Annotated in this window: 18 protein-coding genes; 10 read left to right on the top strand and 8 right to left on the bottom strand. The window is 73.0% G+C overall.

What is annotated here, in order from left to right; all coding sequences use genetic code 11:
• Positions 1 to 112: 112 nt before the first annotated feature.
• On the top strand, positions 113 to 286 hold the full coding sequence (locus tag ACFWJX_RS19480; RefSeq protein WP_383244420.1) for a hypothetical protein: 174 nt from the start codon (positions 113 to 115) through the stop codon (positions 284 to 286).
• 104 nt (positions 287 to 390) lie between these two features.
• Here ACFWJX_RS19480 and ACFWJX_RS19475 read toward each other — a convergent pair whose 3' ends face one another.
• Positions 391 to 1,734: an amidase gene (locus tag ACFWJX_RS19475; RefSeq protein WP_383244417.1), complete on the bottom strand. Its 1,344-nt coding sequence runs from the start codon at positions 1,732 to 1,734 to the stop codon at positions 391 to 393.
• Between the two features lie 91 nt (positions 1,735 to 1,825).
• Positions 1,826 to 2,545 (bottom strand): FadR/GntR family transcriptional regulator, encoded by a 720-nt coding sequence (locus ACFWJX_RS19470; RefSeq protein WP_383244414.1) that lies wholly within the window; start codon positions 2,543 to 2,545, stop codon positions 1,826 to 1,828.
• Positions 2,546 to 2,672: 127 nt separating this feature from the next.
• Between ACFWJX_RS19470 and ACFWJX_RS19465 the strand changes: the two genes are divergently transcribed.
• From ACFWJX_RS19465 to ACFWJX_RS19445, 5 genes are read left to right on the top strand one after another with little or no spacing between them, the layout of a single operon-like run.
• Positions 2,673 to 4,016 (top strand): enolase C-terminal domain-like protein, encoded by a 1,344-nt coding sequence (locus tag ACFWJX_RS19465; protein WP_383244412.1) that lies wholly within the window; start codon positions 2,673 to 2,675, stop codon positions 4,014 to 4,016.
• The gene (locus ACFWJX_RS19460) at positions 4,013 to 4,768 is read left to right on the top strand and encodes an SDR family NAD(P)-dependent oxidoreductase (RefSeq protein ID WP_383244410.1); all 756 of its coding nucleotides are present in this window, start codon (positions 4,013 to 4,015) and stop codon (positions 4,766 to 4,768) included. Before ACFWJX_RS19465 ends, ACFWJX_RS19460 begins: the two co-directional genes overlap by 4 nt.
• Complete coding sequence (locus ACFWJX_RS19455) at positions 4,765 to 5,775, top strand: aldo/keto reductase (RefSeq protein WP_383244407.1); 1,011 nt, start codon at positions 4,765 to 4,767, stop codon at positions 5,773 to 5,775. The genes ACFWJX_RS19460 and ACFWJX_RS19455 overlap by 4 nt, the downstream gene beginning before the upstream one ends.
• The gene (locus ACFWJX_RS19450; protein ID WP_383244404.1) at positions 5,772 to 5,969 is read left to right on the top strand and encodes a hypothetical protein; all 198 of its coding nucleotides are present in this window, start codon (positions 5,772 to 5,774) and stop codon (positions 5,967 to 5,969) included. Before ACFWJX_RS19455 ends, ACFWJX_RS19450 begins: the two co-directional genes overlap by 4 nt.
• A complete protein-coding gene (locus tag ACFWJX_RS19445; RefSeq protein ID WP_383244401.1) occupies positions 5,966 to 6,805 on the top strand; it encodes an amidohydrolase family protein in 840 nt (279 codons plus the stop codon). The genes ACFWJX_RS19450 and ACFWJX_RS19445 overlap by 4 nt, the downstream gene beginning before the upstream one ends.
• Here ACFWJX_RS19445 and ACFWJX_RS19440 read toward each other — a convergent pair.
• Positions 6,793 to 8,214 (bottom strand): lipase maturation factor family protein, encoded by a 1,422-nt coding sequence (locus tag ACFWJX_RS19440; protein ID WP_383244398.1) that lies wholly within the window; start codon positions 8,212 to 8,214, stop codon positions 6,793 to 6,795. The two genes, ACFWJX_RS19445 and ACFWJX_RS19440, sit on opposite strands and share 13 nt — an antisense overlap.
• A gap of 121 nt (positions 8,215 to 8,335) precedes the next feature.
• Between ACFWJX_RS19440 and ACFWJX_RS19435 the strand changes: the two genes are divergently transcribed.
• Positions 8,336 to 10,423 (top strand): SpoIIE family protein phosphatase, encoded by a 2,088-nt coding sequence (locus ACFWJX_RS19435; RefSeq protein ID WP_383244396.1) that lies wholly within the window; start codon positions 8,336 to 8,338, stop codon positions 10,421 to 10,423.
• Between the two features lie 31 nt (positions 10,424 to 10,454).
• Positions 10,455 to 11,318 (top strand): Fpg/Nei family DNA glycosylase, encoded by an 864-nt coding sequence (locus tag ACFWJX_RS19430; RefSeq protein ID WP_383244393.1) that lies wholly within the window; start codon positions 10,455 to 10,457, stop codon positions 11,316 to 11,318.
• Positions 11,319 to 11,348: 30 nt separating this feature from the next.
• Here the strand turns inward: ACFWJX_RS19430 and ACFWJX_RS19425 are convergent, their stop codons facing one another.
• The 3 genes from ACFWJX_RS19425 to ACFWJX_RS19415 form a co-directional block, all read right to left on the bottom strand.
• A complete protein-coding gene (locus ACFWJX_RS19425) occupies positions 11,349 to 12,011 on the bottom strand; it encodes a zf-HC2 domain-containing protein (RefSeq protein ID WP_383244390.1) in 663 nt (220 codons plus the stop codon).
• Between the two features lie 150 nt (positions 12,012 to 12,161).
• Entirely contained in the window at positions 12,162 to 12,674 is a 513-nt protein-coding gene (locus ACFWJX_RS19420; RefSeq protein WP_383244387.1) for a hypothetical protein, read from the bottom strand.
• A gap of 149 nt (positions 12,675 to 12,823) precedes the next feature.
• Positions 12,824 to 13,369, bottom strand: a complete 546-nt coding sequence (locus ACFWJX_RS19415; RefSeq protein WP_383244384.1) for a sigma-70 family RNA polymerase sigma factor — start codon at positions 13,367 to 13,369, stop codon at positions 12,824 to 12,826.
• Between the two features lie 220 nt (positions 13,370 to 13,589).
• Between ACFWJX_RS19415 and ACFWJX_RS19410 the strand changes: the two genes are divergently transcribed.
• On the top strand, positions 13,590 to 14,720 hold the full coding sequence (locus ACFWJX_RS19410; protein WP_383244381.1) for a CapA family protein: 1,131 nt from the start codon (positions 13,590 to 13,592) through the stop codon (positions 14,718 to 14,720).
• Positions 14,721 to 14,755: 35 nt separating this feature from the next.
• Here ACFWJX_RS19410 and ACFWJX_RS19405 read toward each other — a convergent pair whose 3' ends face one another.
• Positions 14,756 to 15,217 carry a universal stress protein gene (locus ACFWJX_RS19405; RefSeq protein ID WP_383244378.1) on the bottom strand — a complete coding sequence of 154 codons (462 nt, stop codon included), beginning with the start codon at positions 15,215 to 15,217 and terminating at the stop codon, positions 14,756 to 14,758.
• 208 nt (positions 15,218 to 15,425) lie between these two features.
• On the opposite strand from ACFWJX_RS19405, the gene ACFWJX_RS19400 reads away from it, so the two are divergent.
• Entirely contained in the window at positions 15,426 to 16,268 is an 843-nt protein-coding gene (locus ACFWJX_RS19400) for a polysaccharide deacetylase family protein (protein ID WP_383244375.1), read from the top strand.
• 96 nt (positions 16,269 to 16,364) lie between these two features.
• Here the strand turns inward: ACFWJX_RS19400 and ACFWJX_RS19395 are convergent, their stop codons facing one another.
• A complete protein-coding gene (locus ACFWJX_RS19395; RefSeq protein ID WP_383244372.1) occupies positions 16,365 to 17,036 on the bottom strand; it encodes a class F sortase in 672 nt (223 codons plus the stop codon).
• Positions 17,037 to 17,674 lie beyond the last annotated feature (638 nt).

The raw sequence follows: 17,674 nt of genomic DNA, 5'->3' as shown, positions 1-17,674 counted from the left end.
CGGCGCCACCGCGTCAGAACTGCCCTTGAGCCAGACCCGAGGGAGCGCCAGACGCCGGATCCGCAGACCGACCGGCACGCCCCGAGGGTGACCGACACATAAGGAGTGCGCGGTGACACCGGAGAAGACGGATCGCGAACAACGCCCCAAGGAACGCGCCGAGCGTGCGGGCCGCCGGCCCGGGGAGCTCGGCAGCCTCGACGTGTGGGCCCGCTCCGCCCCCATCCGACTGGCGGGCTACGAGGAAGACCTCAACGAACCCCACATCCTGCCCAGCGTCGACTGACGCCGACGGGCCCTCGCGATCGCCGAGCGCATGGGCGTGCGGACCGCACGCCCATGCGACACCACGTCCCCGCGACACCAGGCCCCACGGACCCCGGCCGCTCCTCAGTCGAGCGGCGCCGTCCGCCGCCACGGCCGCAGCTCCTCCAGCCGTTCGGCCACCCGCAGCAGCCTGACCTCCGAGCCGGGCGGCCCCACCAGTTGCACGGCGGTGGGAGCGCCCGACGGCAGGGTGCCGACCGGGACCGCCATCGCCGGCCAGCCGGTCAGGTTCCACGGCGGCGTCAGCGGCGAGTAGGCGGTGTTCGCCAGCACATTGCGCAGCCAGCCCCGCTCGTGCCACGGCGCCGACTTCGGCGACCGCCGCGCGAGCGCCGGTGTGAGCAGCACGTCGTACTCCGCGAAGAACGGCTCCAGCCGCCGGCGCAGCTCCTCGCGCGCCGTGCCGCCGCGCACCCCGGCCAGGAACCGCCGCCCCAGCGCCGCGTGCACACGGGTGCGGCGGGTCAGCAGGCGCGCGTCCAGCGACTCCGCGTCGACCGCCGTACCGGCCGTCCAGTGCGCGAGCGAGGTGACGCCGAGCGACAGCGGATACGGCGGCTCGGCCCGCCGCACCTGATACCCGGCCCGCGTCAGCGCCCCGGCCGCCTCGCGAGCCGCCGCCACGTACGGCCCGGTGACCGTCACCCCGGCCAGCGGGCTGCGCACGGACACCGCGATCCTGAACGCCCCGGACTCCTGCGGCCGTACGACCTCGGTGTCCGCGAGGACCGACAGCATCAGGCGGGCGTCCTCGACCGTCGTGGCCAGCGGACCGTTCTCCGACATCCCGAACCAGTCGCCGTCGCCGATCCCCGCCGGGACCACGCCGTGGCCCGGCTTGACCGTGACCAGGCCGCAGTTGGCCGCCGGTATGCGCAGCGAGCCCATGCCGTCGTTGCCGAGGGCGATCGGCACCATCCCGGCGGCCACCGCGGCCGCGCTGCCGCCGGACGAACCGCCCGCCGTGCGGGAGGTGTCCCACGGATTGCGGGCGGTGCCGTGCACGCCCTCCGTGGTGCCGAAGACGCACAGTTCCGGCACGTTCGTCAGGCCCACCACCACCGCGCCGGCCGCGCGCAGCCGGGCCACGGTGACATGGTCGGTGCCGGCGGGCGCGTCCGGGGTCGCGGCCGAGCCGACCCGGGTCGACTCGCCCCGCACGGCGAGGTTGTCCTTGACCGCCACCGGGACGCCCGCCAGGGGGAGCCGGTCGCGGTCGCCGCGGGCCGCCACCTCGTCGGCCTCCGCGAGCGCCGCCTCCGCCCGCACCACCCGGAACGCCCCGATCCGGCCGTCCAGCCGCGCGATCCGGGCCAGATGCTCCGCCACCACCGCACGGGGCTCGGCCCGCTTCTCGCGTACGGCGGCGGCGATCTCCACGGCGGTACGGCCGACCCACTCGGTCACAGGCGCTCCTCGGTGTGCGGGCGTGCAGGGTGCTACTCGCGAGTACGTACGGAGAACTGTGCCTCGCGGAGGGCGCCGCGTCGAGAGGCCCTCACGGCCCGACCTGGGCCCGGAGCCACTGCTCGACCTCACCCACGTGCGCGGCCGCCGCCGCCCTGGCCGCCTCCGGGTCGCGGGCGGCCAGGGCGCGGTGGATGGCGGCGTGCTCCCGGCGGGTGCGGGCGTACGCGCCCTCCTCCTGGTACCCCCGCAAGACGCGGGTGCGGAAGGTGCGTGAGGACAGGCCCTCCAGGATCGCCGCCATCGTCTCGTTGCCCGCCGCGGCCGCGATCTCGCGGTGGAAGGCGAGGTCGTGGGCGAGGTTCTCCTCCGGGTCGTCCGTGGCGTTCATCGCAGCCAAGTGGCCCTCCACCACGGCCAGTTGCACCGAGGTGATGCGGGCGGCGGCCAGCGCGGCGGCCGTCGACTCCAGGACGCGCCGGACCTCCAGCAGCTCCACCAGACGCGGGCCCCGCGAGAGGTCGGCCACCACGCCGAACGTCTCCAGCAGATCGCCGGCCCGGAGCTGTGTCACGTAGATGCCCGAACCGTGCCGGGCCTCCAGCACCCCCATGACGGTGAGCGCCCGGATCGCCTCGCGGATCGAACTGCGGGAGATGCCCAGTTGCGCCGCGAGATCGCGCTCGGTCGGCAACCGCTGGCCCGGCTCCAGCAGGCCCTCGCCGATCATCTCCTTGACCCGCTCGATGGCGCGCTGCGTCACCGTGCCCTTCGGGGCGGGGGGCGGCCCGCCGGGCGGGGACTCGTTCACGTCACCTCTCCTGTCGCCGGTGCGCGCAGCCTGACCACTGAAGTGGTCAGACCACATCCGCAATGAACGCGCCATTTTACCGTCAGTGGGCTGTCCGGGGCGGGAAGTGGTCTGATAAATATGCGGCATGGCGCCTCCGACCCCCGCCCGCGTCATCGCGGTCGACACCCACGACATCCGCTTCCCCACGTCCCGCGAACTCGACGGCTCCGACGCGATGAACCCGGACCCCGACTACTCGGCGGCCTACGTCGTCCTGCGCACCGACGCGGCCGACGGCCACGAGGGTCACGGCTTCACCTTCACCATCGGCCGGGGCAACGATGTGCAGGTCGCCGCGATCGGCGCCCTGCGTGAGCACATCGTCGGCCGTTGCGTCGACGACCTCTGCGCCGACCCGGGCACCCTCAGCCGCGACCTCGTCGGCGACAGTCAGCTCCGCTGGCTGGGCCCCGAGAAGGGCGTGATGCACATGGCGATCGGCGCGGTCGTCAACGCCGCCTGGGACCTCGCCGCCAAGCGCGCCGGCAAGCCCCTCTGGCGGCTGCTCGCCGACGCCGAACCCGAGTGGCTGGTACGCCAGATCGACTTCCGTTACCTCACCGACGCCCTCACCCCCGACGAGGCCCTCACCCTGCTGCGCCGCGGCAGACAGGGCGCCGACGGACGCCGGGCCCGCCTGCTGGAGCGCGGCTATCCCGCGTACACCACCTCCGCCGGCTGGCTCGGCTACGACGACGACAAGCTCACCCGCCTCGCCCGCCGGGCCGTCGCCGACGGCTTCCGGCAGATCAAGCTGAAGGTCGGCGCCGATCTCGACGACGACATCCGGCGCTGCCGGGCGGCCCGTGCCGCCGTGGGCCCGGACGTGCGGATCGCGGTCGACGCCAACCAGCGCTGGGACGTCGACGAGGCGATCCGCTGGACCCGGGCCCTCGCCGCGTTCGACCCCTACTGGATCGAGGAGCCCACCAGCCCCGACGACATCCTCGGCCACGCCGCCGTCCGCGAGGCGGTCGCCCCCGTGAAGGTCGCCACCGGGGAGCACGTCCAGAACCGCGTCGTCTTCAAGCAGCTCCTCCAAGCGGGCGCCCTCGACATCCTCCAGCTCGACGCGGCCCGCGTCGCGGGCGTCAACGAGAACCTCGCGATCCTGCTGCTCGCCGCCAAGTTCGGGGTGCCCGTCTGCCCGCACGCCGGCGGCGTCGGCCTGTGCGAACTCGTCCAGCACCTGTCGATGTTCGACTACGTGGCCCTGACCGGCACCACCGAGGACCGTGTCATCGAGTACGTCGACCACCTGCACGACCACTTCCTCGACCCGGTGGTGATCAGGGAAGGTCACTACACGGCACCCACCGCACCGGGCTTCTCCGCCGCCATGCGGCCCGAGTCGATCGCGCGGTACACCTACCCCGGCGGCGGCTTCTGGGCCGCCGACCTCCCGGACCGGAAGGAACAGGCGGAGTGAACGACTTCGAGGGGCTGACCGCCCTGGTGACCGGCGGCGCCTCCGGCATCGGCCGGGCCACCGCCGAACTGCTGGCCGAGCGCGGCGCCACCGTCGCCGTCCTCGACCTGGACCCGACGGGCGTCGGCAAGCCGCTCCTCGCCCACCGCGCCGACGTCGGCGACGACGCCTCCGTCCGCGAGGCCGTCGCGGCCGCCGTCGCCGAACTGGGCGGCCTGGACGTCCTGGTCAACAACGCGGGCATCGGCGCCCAGGGCACCGTCGAGGACAACGACGACGCCGAATGGCACCGCGTCCTGGACGTCAACGTCGTCGGCATGGTCCGCACGGCCCGCGCCGCCCTGCCCCACCTTCGGGCCTCCGCGCACGCGGCCATCGTCAACACCTGCTCCATCGCCGCCACCGCCGGCCTGCCGCAGCGCGCCCTGTACAGCGCCACCAAGGGCGCCGTGTACTCCCTCACCCTCGCCATGGCCGCCGACCACGTCCGCGAGGGCATCCGCGTCAACTGCGTCAACCCGGGCACCGCCGACACCCCGTGGATCGGACGCCTCCTCGACGCCGCCGCCGACCCGGCCGCCGAACGCGCCGCCCTGGAGGCCCGTCAGCCCAGCGGCCGGCTCGTCAGCGCCGCCGAGGTCGCGGGCGCCATCGCCTACCTGGCGAGCCCCCTGTCAGGCGCCACGACCGGTACCGCCCTGGCCGTCGACGGCGGCATGCAGGGCCTGCGGCTGCGTCCGGCGGGCTCATGAACACCCTCGGCCGCAGCGGCGTCCGGGTCACCGGCCTCGGCCTGGGCGCCGGACCCCTCGCCAACCTGTACACCGAGGTCGACGACGAGCAGGCCCACGCCACGGTGGCCGCCGCCTGGCGGCGCGGCGTCCGCTACTTCGACACCGCCCCCCACTACGGCCTCGGCCTGTCCGAACGCCGGCTGGGCGCGGCCCTGCGCGAGCACCCCCGCGGCGACTACACGGTGTCCACGAAGGTCGGGCGCAGGCTCGAGCCCTCGGCGGCGGTCGGCGACGACCTCGCCCACGGCTTCGCCGTCCCCGCCACCCACCGCCGCGTCTGGGACTTCACCGCCGACGGCATCCGCCGCACCCTGGAGGCGAGCCTGGCCCGCCTCGGCCTCGACCGCGTCGACGTCGTCTACCTCCACGACCCCGACGACCACGCCGAAGCGGCCTTCCGAGAGGGCTACCCGGCGCTGGAGCGGCTGCGCACCGAGGGCGTCGTCGGGGCGATCGGCGCCGGCATGAACCAGACCGCCATGCTCACCCGTTTCGTCCGCGACACCGACGTCGACGTGGTGCTCTGCGCCGGCCGCTACACCCTCCTCGACCAGAGCGCGCTCACCGACCTCCTGCCCGCCGCCCGGCAGCGCGGCACCTCGGTCGTGATCGGCGGCGCCTTCAACTCCGGCCTGCTCGCCGATCCGAAGCCGACCGCCACCTACGACTACGCCCAGGCCCCCGGTGAGCTGATCGACCGCGCCCTGCGCCTGAAGGCCGCGGCCGAGCGTCACGGCACGACCCTGCGCGCCGCGGCCCTCGCCTTCTGCGCCGCCCACCCGGCCGTCGCGAGCGTCCTCGTCGGCGCCCGCTCGGCAGCCGAGACCGAGGACTGCGCCGACCGGTTCGGGGCTGTGATCCCCCCGGCGCTCTGGCAGGAACTGCGGGAAACCGGCCTCCTGCCACCCGACGCCCCGGTCCCCGGCGAGGAGTCACCGCGGAGGGCGCCGGAGGAGCCGTCATGAGGGTCGCCGCGTACACCAGGGTCCACGCCGACCGGATCGCCGCGTACGAGGCCCACCGCGAGGCCGCAGGGCTGGAGAGGCTCCCGCGCGACGTGGCCCGGCAGGCCCGGACGGCCGGGCTGCTCGACGTCGCGCACGACTGCTCCGGCCGAGGCGCCGACGCGAACCTGCCCGTCGTAGGGGAGCTGCCGTGACCGTCGACGCCCACCACCACGTCTGGGACCTGTCCGTCCGTGATCAGGACTGGATCACCGGCGATGAACTCCAGCCGCTGCGGCGGGACTTCACCCTCGCCGATCTCGCGCCCGAGGCCCGTGCCGCCGGGGTCGACCGGACCGTCCTGGTGCAGACGGTCACCGTGGCGGAGGAGACCCCCGAGTTCCTCGCCCTCGCCGCCGGACACGACCTGGTCGCGGGCGTGGTCGGCTGGACGGACCTGACCCGCCCCGACGTCGGTGACGAACTGGCCCGGCTGCGGGAACTCCCCGGCGGCCGGTACCTCAAGGGCGTCCGCCACCAGGTCCAGGGCGAGCCCGACCCGGAGTGGCTGCTGCGCCCGGACGTACGCCGGGGACTCGCCGCCGTCGCCGCCGCGGGCCTGGTGTACGACCTGGTCGTGCTGGACCGCCAACTCCCCGCCTGCGCACGGGCCGCCGCCCGCCACCCCGGCCTCACCTTCGTCCTGGACCACCTCGGCAAACCGCCCGTCGCCTCGGGCGCCCGCGAACCCTGGGAGGCGGCCCTGCGCGCGCTGGCCGCCCTGCCCAACACGGTCGCCAAGCTCTCCGGCCTGGTCACCGAGGCCGACCCGGCCACCTGGACGCCCGCCGACCTGCGGCCGTACGCCGACACCGCCCTGGACGCCTTCGGCCCGCACCGCCTCATGTTCGGCTCGGACTGGCCGGTGTGCACGCTCGCGGCCGGCTACGGCCAGGTCCTGGACACGGCCCGGCAGTTGACCGGGCACCTGAGCGCCGACGAGCGCACGCAGGTCTTCGAGGGCACCGCCACCCGCGTCTACGGCCTCTGAGCCGACCCCGCCAGCCGCGTGGGCGGCAGGTACTCCCGCACGTACGTCCGCTCCCAGCACGCCCCCGTCTCGCGCAGCTCCCGCCAGTCCGTGTACCGGTAGCGGAAGAGGCGGGCGCGGATGTGCCGCGGGGGCTCGTCGGGCGGGAACGGGGAGCGGCGCAGCAGGCGGAGCGTGTCGCGGTCGTTCTCCAGCAGCCGCTCCACCAGCGCGCCGAACCAGGGACCGGCGTAGGCGGGGGAGAGGGCGGCGAACCACATCATCCAGTCCAGCCGCAGATGGTAGGGGGCGAACTGGCGCGGCCAGCGCCGTGGATCACCGGGCTTGCCCTTGAACTCGTACTCCCGCCAGTCGGAGTCCGCGCGCGGCACCTCGTCGAGGGTGCCCTCGACGACCACCTCGTGGCGGACCCGGCTCACGCTGCCGAACGCGCCGTAGGTGTTGACCAGGTGCAGTGGGTCGAAGGAGCGGTTCATGACCTGCCGCCGCGAGAGCATATTGAGCACCGGGCGGTGGCTGAGGAACAGCAGGAACGCGGCCACCGTGAGGACCACGACCATGTACCAGAGCGGGGCGTCGGGCGTGGACGGCGGGTCGGCGGGGAGTTCCAGGGCGGGGACGGCCAGCACGATCGTGATCCAGTTCAGCCAGGAGAAGTTGCCCGACAGCACCAACCACAGCTGGGTGAGGATCATCAGGGACGCGGCGGCCGTCGCGATCGGCTGCGGGGTGAACAGCAGGAACGGCACGATCAGCTGGGTGACGTGGTTGGCGGCCACCTCCACCCGGTGCAGCGGCCTCGGCAGATGATGGAAGAACCAGCTCAGCGGGCCGGGCATCGGCTGGGTCTCGTGGTGATGGTCCAGACAGGTGAGCTTCCGCCAGCAGGGATCACCGCGCATCTTGATCAGACCCGCGCCGAACTCGACCCGGAACAGCAGCCAGCGCAGCAGGAACAGCACGACGACCGGAGGGGCCACCTCGTCGTTGCCGAGGAATACGGCGAGGAAACCGGTTTCCAGCAGCAGCGACTCCCAGCCGAAGCCGTACCAGGTCTGGCCGACGTTGACGATCGACACGTACAGCGCCCACGGCACCAGCCACATCAGCATCGCCGCCCACAGCGGCAGCAGGGAGTCCAGGCCCGCGATCAGCGCCGCCGACACCGCGCAGCCCGCCCAGGCGCACCCGGCGAAGAAGCGGTCCGAACAGCGCAGGTGGAACACGCTCGGTGCCCGCCGGAACGGCACCCGCTCGACGAAGCGGGCCACCGGCAGCATCCCGCGCTCGCCGAGCAGCGCGCGGAACTGGAGCGCCGCCGTGAGGAACGCGACCAGGTACACACAGGCCAGCGCCCGCTGGAAGACCGTCCGGCTCAGCCAGTAGTCGGGTGCGGTGAACCACTCCACGCAGCTCCGCTCCTCTCCCGTTTCCCAGGTCCCGAGACCCGCCGAGTTCCACGCCGGGACGCGTCACGCACGTGATCCCCTCCCGGTCGAAGAATCGGGCAAATCCTGACAAGGTGGGCGCATGGTTGATCGGGGAGCGAGCGCACTGTCCCTCCCGGACGACTGGCCCGCCCACCCGGACCCGATCCTGGCACTCAACCGCATGGGCGGCTTCGACTGGGACCTGGACACCGGCCTGTTCGCCATGGACGCCCGCGCCCACGAGATCTTCGACCTGACCCCCGAGGAGTACGACGGCCACCCGGAGAACCTCTCCCCGCGCGTCCCCCCGGCCGAGGCACTGCGCCTGGACACCCTGGTGACCCAGGCCATCAAGGACGGCAGCGAGAACTACGGCGCCTACTTCCGCATCCGCCGCCGAGACGGCGGCCTGCGCTGGACCCACACCCAGGGCTACATCCGGCGCGACGACACGGGCCGCCCGCGACGGATCATCGGCATCGTCCGGGACGCGACCGACGAGCTGCGCGACCTCGCCGCGCACCGCGAGGAGGCGGCACTCGACGACGCCCGCCGCGAGCAGACCAACGTCGTCCAGCTCACCACCGCCGCCCTGGCGCACGCGCGGACCGTGAAGGACGTCATCGACGTCCTCAAGGACACCCACGGACTCATCCATCTGGGCGCGACCAGTCTCGTCATGGGTCTGGTCGAGGCCGGCCGGATCCGGCTGATCGCCGAGGGCCCCGAGGGCAGCTTCGTGCCCGGCACCCTCGTCACCCGGATAGACGAGCCGTACCCGATGAGCGAGGTGGTGCGCACCCTCACCCCCCGGTTCATCGAGTCGCCGGACGAGTTCGCGGCCGGCTACCCCGTGCTGTGGCCGAACATCACCGACCTGAAGATCACCTCGGCCGCCTATCTGCCGCTCATCGTCCAGGCCCGCCCGATCGGCGCGATGGGCCTGCTCTACAGCGACCGGCGCGGCTTCACCCCCGAGGAACGCAACATCCTCGTCGCCCTCGGCAGCAGCATCGCCCAGTCCCTGCAACGGGCCATGTTCTACGAGCAGGAGAAGGACATCGCCCAGGGCCTCCAGCAGGCCATGCTGCCGCGCACCATCCCCAGCGTGCCCGGCGCCGACGTCGCCGTCCGCTACCGCGCCGCCACCATCGGCGGCTCCCACGGCCGCGACATCGGCGGCGACTGGTACGACCTGATCCCGCTGCCCGGCGGGCGGGTCGGCGCCGTCATCGGAGACGTCCAGGGCCACGACACGCACGCCGCCGCCGTCATGGGCCAGCTGCGCATCGTCCTGAGGGCCTACGCCTCCGAGGGCCACACCCCGGCCACCGTGATGGCCCGCGCCTCCGTCTTCCTCCACGAACTCGACACCGACCGCTTCGCCACCTGCCTCTACACGGAGGCCGACCTGTCCACCGGCGTCGTCCAGATGGTCCGGGCCGGCCACATCGACCCCATGGTGCGCGGCACCGACGGCACCTGCCGGCGCATCTCCGTCCCCGGCGGGCTGCCGCTCGGACTGTCCGCCGAGTTCGGCCGCCTCGAGTATCCCGTCGCCACCCTGGAACTCGACCCCGGCCACACCCTGCTGCTGTGCACCGACGGGCTGGTCGAGCAGCCCGGCGCCGACCTCGACGACGGCATGCGCGCCCTCGCCGAGCTGATCGCCACCGGCCCCGACGACGTCCGCAAACTCGCCGACATGCTCATCGACGTCGCCGAGGAGCGCGGCGGTGACGACGACGTGGCCCTCCTGCTGCTGCGCCGGCGCGGACCGGACGCCGCGCAGACCGGCAGCCGGCTCCAGCAGCACGTGGCGCCCGGCGACCCCGAGGCCCTCACCCAGGCCCGGCACATGATCCGCGCCGCCGTCCGCACCTGGGGCGCCCAGGAGCGTTCCGACGACGTCGAGCTGGTCGCCGACGAACTGGTCACCAACGCCCTCATGCACACCGAGGGTGCCGCCATCGTCACCCTGCGCCTCCTCGCCGGCGGCGGCCGCCGGCTGCGCGTCGAGGTCGAGGACTCCTCCAGCGCCCTGCCGCGCCGCCGCGAGGCCGGGGACTCGGGCGTCTCCGGGCGCGGACTGCTCCTGGTCGAGCTGCTCTCCGACGTGTGGGGCGTGGAGGCGCGCGGCGGCGGCAAGTGCGTGTGGTGCGAGTTCGGCGTGCCGGACCGGAGCTGAACACCGGGCCCGCGGATGGCACCCTGGACGTATGCCGGAACTCCCCGAGGTCGAAGCGCTCAAGGACTTCCTCACCGAGCACCTGGTCGGCCACGAGATCGTGCGGGTCCTGCCCGTCGCGATCAGCGTGCTGAAGACGTACGACCCGCCCCTGGCCGCCGTCGAGGGCCAGGCGGTCACCGGGGTGCGCCGGCACGGCAAGTTCCTCGACCTGGAGACCGCCGACGGCCTCCACCTCGTCACCCATCTTGCCCGCGCGGGCTGGCTGCACTGGAAGGACCGCCTCCCCGACGGGCCGCCCCGCCCCGGCAAGGGCCCCCTCGCGCTGCGCGTCGCCCTGGAGACCGGCGAGGGCTTCGACCTCACCGAGGCCGGCACCCAGAAACGCCTCGCCGTGTACCTCGTCCGCGACCCGGGCGAGGTGCCGGGTGTCGCCCGGCTGGGCCCCGACCCGCTCGCCGCCGACTTCGACGAGGAGCGCTTCGCCGCCCTGCTGTCCGGCGAGCGACGGCAGCTCAAGGGCGCCCTGCGCGACCAGTCCCTGATCGCCGGCGTCGGCAACGCCTACAGCGACGAGATCCTGCACGCGGCGCGGATGTCGCCCTTCAAACTCGCGGCCTCCCTCACCCCCGAGGAGACCCATCTCCTCTACGAGGCCCTGCGCAGCACCCTCACGGAGGCGGTGGAACGCTCGCGGGGCGTGGCGGCCGGACGGCTCAAGGCGGAGAAGAGGAGCGGCCTGCGCGTCCACGGCCGTACCGGCGAGCCCTGCCCGGTCTGCGGCGACACCGTCCGAGAGGTGTCCTTCAGCGACTCCTCGCTCCAGTACTGCCCGACCTGCCAGACGGGCGGCAAGCCGCTGGCGGACCGGCGGATGTCGCGGCTGCTGAAGTAGGGCGGCGGGCGACAGGGGGCGGCTGTGCCGCTAGCTGGGCCTGAGGACGACGAGGGTCTCGCCGTTCTTCGTCCGTACCTCGTAGCGCGCGATCTGGTCGGACTGCATGGTCGCGCCGCCCTTCATGGTGTGGGGGCGGGCGTCGTGGTCGGGGACCATCCAGGTGGTGACGATCTCCTCCGAGCCGTCATGGCCGATGACGATCAGATGGCAGGCGCGCGGTCCCGCGGCGTCCTTCACCTCGAGTTCGACCTGGCTGCCCCAGACCTCGTCCTCGGCCGTCACCTGCGCCCACACGCCCGACTTCCGGTCGGTCGCCGCGACGACCCGCACCGGCTCCTCACCGCTCCCACCGCCACCGGCCATCATGGCGAGCGCGGGACCGGCGACGGCGACCACCACGGCCGCGGCCACCGCGTAGAGCAGCCGGCGCTTGGCGGCCCGGCGCCGGGTGGCGACCTCGCCGAGGAGCCGGTCGAGCAGCTGCGGGCCGGGTCCGGCGAAGGGGTGCACGGCGCGCGGTGTCGCCCTCCGGTACAGCATCAACTGCCGGGTGGTGGCGCCGAACTCGGTGACCTCCGCCGCGCATCGAGGACACTCCATGAGGTGGTCCTCGAAACGGAAGGCCTCCGCCTCGTCCAGCACGCCCAGCGCGTACGCGCCGACGTCGCGATGCCTCTCCAGGGACCTCATGCCGAAACCTCGTGCCGTTGAGTGCCAGTGGGGTTACTCCTTGCTCCCACCGGTACGCACCAGCCAGAGGAAACACTCAAGTCCCGTACCGAATCGTGACCCAGATGTTCGGAGCGGTCCGGCCCATGGATTGGTCCGAATCCGGAACGGCTAGAAAAGGTGGATCGCGAGATGTCCGAGGGGCAGACCGAGCTGCCAGGCGGGCGTCCAGATCTTGGGGCCCTCGTCCTCGCCGGGCGGCGCGCCGCCCGGCACCGCGTTGAGGTCGGGGGCGAGCAGTTCGGTCTCCTCCAGCCAGCGCCAGGCCGCCGACGCCAGCTCCAGATCGGGGTCGGGGCCCTCCGACTCGGCTGTCTCGGCCGCCAGTTGTGACATACGTTCGGCGACCCAGTCCTGCCAGGGCTGGTCGTACGCCGTCAGCGAGAGCCACGTCTCCAGCTGGGTGACCACCCGGATCCCGGGCAGTTCGCCGTCGGTGTCGGACAGGAAGATGGTGAGCGCCAGGGCGTCGCGCCCGGCGCGGAACTCGAAGGACGTCGGCGGCATGAGATCGCCGGTCCGCAGCAGTTCGTCGGCGATGTACTCGGCGTACAGCCAGGCCATGGGGACCGTCAGTTCCCCGCCGCCGGCGCCGTCCGTGCTCTGATGACCTCTGTGCAGCATCCCTTCCTGCCTTCCTCCGGTGCGTGCGCTTCATTCGGCGCCGGAAAACCGGCGACCGGGCCCCATCCGGAACACGGATAAGGACACCCGATTACTCAACCGGGGTCCAAGGCAAGGCGCTTTACGGAGGCTTGACTCGACCGTGGGTTTCAGCCCAGGTCGGGCGCGTAACCCGGAAGCACCCGGCGCAGGGCGCGCAGCGCGTAGTACGCGCGGGACTTCACGGTACCGGGCGGGATGCCGAGCGTTTCGGCGGCCTCCGCCACACTCGCCCCTCGGAAGTACACGAGCACCAGGACTTCACGGTGTTCCGGAGTGAGTGTCTTCACAGCCTCGCGCACATCGAGGGTGGCGGCCGCCCGTTCGGCGTGGTCGCCGCAGACCGGCGCGTTCTCCAGCACCGCGTCCCCGACCTCGGCGGGCCGGGCCTGCCGGGCCCGCCGCGCGTCGATGGCGAGCCGCCGGCCGACGGTGAGCAGCCAGGGCCGTACGGACTCGAATGCGTCGGTGCGCAGGGCCTCGGGGTGCTGCCAGGCGCGGACCAGGGTCTCCTGGACGAGGTCCTCGGCGCGCTGGCGGTCGCCGTCGCACAGCCTCAGCAGCAGCGCGAAGAGCGGCCGGCCGTGCTCTCGCTGGAGCGCGGCGAGTTCGTGTTCGGCGGTCGTCGTCCTGGCGGTGAGGGTCCCGGCGGTCATGGGCGTATGGCACCGCAGGGCGCCGGTTCGGGACAGAGTGCGCACAAGGGTCTGCGGCGGACGGTCGATCGCGTCGACGAACGGTTCGACGAACGGTCCGGGCTACGCCGATCGCGCGCATCCGACCCGGTGCCGGGAGCGCCGGGGCCGTACTCCGTCGCTCATGGATTAGTAGTGATACGTGCGTAAATATGAATTTACATCGAAACGGGGTGATTCGGTGATCGCGCGCAGACACCAGGTGGCCCTGGCCCTGACGGCCCTCCTCGCCGCGGCCGCGGCCTGCCAGGCCCACGACCGTGAAACCGCCTCCGGCCGCCCGGCCCCCTCGGCGAGCCGCGGCTTCACCCTCGTGGCCACGGGTGACATCCTCCCGCACGCCTCGGTCATCGACCGGGCCCGCTTCGACGCGGGCGGCAACGGGTACGACTTCGGCCCGATGCTCGCGGGCATCCAACCCGTGGTCGCCGGTGCCGACCTGGCGCTGTGTCACCTGGTGACCGTCCACTCCGCCGCCGACCCGGCCGCCACCTCCATGCCCCAGCTCGCCGCCGCCCTCGCCGCCACCGGTTACGACGGCTGCTCCACCGCCTCCGACCACAGCCTCGACTCCGGCCCCGACGGCGTGCGCCGCACCCTGGACGCCCTCGACGGCACCGGCGTACGGCACACCGGCACCGCCCGCTCCGCGGCCGAGGCCGCCGTCGTCCCCCTCCTGCGCGCGGGCGCCGCGAAGGTCGCCCACCTCGCGTACACGTATGACACCGACGGCGTGCCGCTCCCCGAGGGACAGCCCTGGGCGGTCTCCCTGATCGACGAGAACAAGATCGTCGCCGATGCCAGGAACGCCCGCCGGGCCGGCGCCGACGTGGTCGTCGTCTCCCTGCACTGGGGCACGGAGTGGCAGGACGCCCCGGACGACCGGCAGCTCGGCCTCGCCCGGACCCTCACCGCCTCCCGCACCGGCGGCCGCCCCGACATCGACCTCATCCTGGGCGGCCACGCCCACGTCCCCCAGGCGTACGAGAAGGTCAACGGCACCTGGGTCGTCTACGGCCTGGGCGACCAGGTGGCCGGCGGGACGCCGACCCGCGCCGGAGTCGTCGACCCGCGCGCCAACCAGTCCAGCGTCGCCCGCTTCACCTTCGCCCCACCCGCCCGGCCCGGCGCCCGCTGGGAGGTGACGAAGGCCGCCTTCGTCCCCGAACTGTTCGACCTCGACGCGGGCCGCGTCGTCGACCTCGACAAGGCCCTCGCCCAGGGCGCCGACGTACAGGGCGTACGCGACCGCATCCGCGACCTCGTGCTCAGCCGCGGGGCAGCGCAGGACGGACTGGTGACGGGGGAGTAGACCGCCCGGCGGGTGGGAACCCAGGGCGGGGGCTGCTACGGCACCACGGTCACCGGCCAGCGCCCCGCCTTCACCAGCCGTACCGCGACAGACCCCACGATCCGGTGGCCGGCCTGCTCCGAGGCGCCCACCACCACCGCGTCGGCCTTCAGCTGGTCCGCGGCCTTCACCAGCCCGTTGTACGGGTCTCCGTGGAAGGTGTGGAACTCCCAGCGCACGTCGAATATCCCCCGGGACCGCTCGGTGCCCTCCCGGATCTGCGCCACGATGTCCTGGGCGATCTCGTCGGTCGCCTCCGCCACCGGCGCCCCGAGCGCCGCGCCCGCCGTCATCACCGGCTGCACGTACACCACCGCGAGCAGGGCGCGCTGGCGCCGGGCCAGGCCGCCGGCGTAGGCCGCGGCCCGCAGCGAGGAGTCGGAGCCGTCCACGCCGACCACGATGACCTTCGGGCCGTCCGTGCCCCGTTCGAACGGGGAGGGGTGCTGTTCCGTCACGGCGAGAGGCTATCGGAAGCCGCAGGTCGCGCCGCCGAGCGGGCCACCCGCGACCTTCTTCGGTGCCCTCGCAACGCTCCCCCTTCCCTGGTACGCCACCGCCGCCGACCCGGCCCGGAAGTCAGCCGCTGCGCCGAGCGGGTGGATTCATGCCGCCGGGGCGGTGTTGTCGTGGTGCGTCGGGGGCCTGCCGGGCGACTGATGACTCATGCAGAAGGATCAGTTGTTCACGCGGCGCGGGGCGTTGATCGCCGGCGCCGCCGCCGTCGGCGCGGCCGGCACGGCCTCTCTGTTCGCGTGGGGGACGGGCGGCGGGACACCGGTCCGCACCGGTGCCCCGGCGGCCGGCGCGCCCGCGCACCGCCTCCCGGCGAACTCCTCCGCCTACCGCCTCCAGCCCCTGACCGGCTACGGCCCACAGCGCAGGGCCGCCGCCCGCATCCCCGTGCGGAGCGAACCGCTGCTGCGGATCACCGGACGCGGCCGCACCATGGTGCTGACCTTCGACGACGGCCCCGACCCCCGCTACACCCCGGGCATCCTCGACACCCTCGCCGAGTACGACGTCCCCGCGATGTTCTTCGTGTGCGGGGAGATGGCCGCCTACCACCCCGAACTGCTGGCCCGGATGGCCGACGAGGGGCACACCGTCGGCAACCACACCTGGTCCCACCCCCTGCTCACCAAGCTCACCCGCCGTCAGATCCGCTCCGAGATGACCCGCACCAGCGAGGTCATCGAAAACGCTTACGGAGAACGGCCCCGCTGGTTCCGCGCCCCCTACGGCGCCTGGAACCGCGCCGCCTTCCAACTCGGCTCCGAACTCGGCATGGAATCCCTGGCCTGGACGGTCGACACCCTCGACTGGACCTCCCCCGGCACCGACACCATCGTCGACCGGGTCGAGAACGGTGCCGCCCCCGGCGTCGTCGTCCTCTCGCACGACGCCGGCGGCGACCGGACCCAGAGCGTGCGGGCCCTGCGCCGCTACCTGCCCCAACTCCTGGACTCGGGCTACCACATCACAGTGCCGCAGCGACAGCGCGCCTAGGCCTCTCGTTCGGTTTCGAGCACCGGCCGGACCCGCCCCGGGGGCTCCGGCCGGCGACGACCCGGTGGGGCGTTCGCCCACCCGGCCGGGGTCCGTTCAGCGGACCTCGATCAGGCGGGCGAAGGCGACCACATTGCCGTCGTAACCGTTTGCCTTGGAGAAACCGCCACCGCAGGTGATGACCCGGAGTTCGGGGGAGCCCTTGGAGGCGTAGACGCGGTCGCCGGGGAAGTTGTTCTTCTCGAAGACCTCGATGCCGTAGATCTCGAACACCGCGGTCTTGCCGTCCCGGCGGGCCACCTCGACGTGGTTTCCCTTCTTCAGGGCGCCGAGGCCGTAGAACACGGCAGGTCCCTGCATGTTGTCGACATGGCCGACGACGACCGCGGTCCCCTTCTCACCGGGGGAGACGGCGCCGGTGAACCAACCGGCCAGATTCGGGTCCTCCGGGGGCGGCGCCCCGACCCAGCCGTCCGTGTCCAGGCCGACCTGCATGACCGGGGCGTCGACCTGGATGGCGGGGATCCGGACCCGATCGGGCTCCGAGAACGGCAAAGGCTGGGCGGCCTTGCCGAAGGTGCCCTGGGCCGCGCGGGCGTCGGCGGCGGCCGCCGAGGCGGGCTGCGGCGGGCCGGCGTCGAACTCCCCCGAACCATTCCGGATGAGTGCGAGACCGGTCAGCAGAACAAGCGCTATCACGCCCCAAGGGGCGCGCTTCTTCGGCCGCTCCTCCTCTTCCGCCGTTCCGGACAGCTCGTACCCAGACATTCGCCATCCCCTTTCGACGCGGCCGTCGCCACGTCCTTTCGCGCATACGAGAACGCTAAGTCCCGCAACGGAAACCGGCGACGGGGCAGCGGCGAACGGGTGGCCCGCGCGTCTCTCGGTCCGCCATCCGAGTTGCCACGCGCAGGAATTTTCTGACGGTCCGTGACCTGCGGCGATATCCGATTGCGCGCATTTCCCTCGGCGTGTCCTCTCACCAGGACGGACCATTCCCGAAATGCGGGCGCGTGCAGGGCATCTGAGGGTCGATACGGGAGGCGTTCTCTCGCCGACAGACCGGGGACGGGCCCCGGGGCGCCTTCCGCGGAGGATCACATGCGAAACACACGCGCCCTGGCGGCCGCGGCCACAGCGGTCGCCGTCCTCGGGCTCGCCGCCCCCGTGGCCGTCGCGGACGGTATGCCGCCCAACCCGGGCAGTCAGAACGACAACAACTGGGTGGACCCCGGAAACAACAACGGCGGGGGCCGCCCGGACAACAACAACTGGGGCGGAAACAACAACGGCGGTAACGGGAACAACAACGGCGGCAACGGCAACAACAACGGCGGCAACGGGAACAACAACGGCGGTAACGGCAACAACAACGGCGGTAACGGCAACAACAACGGCGGTAACGG

The sequence above is a fragment of the Streptomyces sp. NPDC058335 genome (genome assembly GCF_042723915.1).
Lineage (GTDB): Bacteria > Actinomycetota > Actinomycetes > Streptomycetales > Streptomycetaceae > Streptomyces.
Note: the sequence above shows the minus strand (reverse complement) of the source record. Positions and strands in the feature narration are given on the sequence as shown.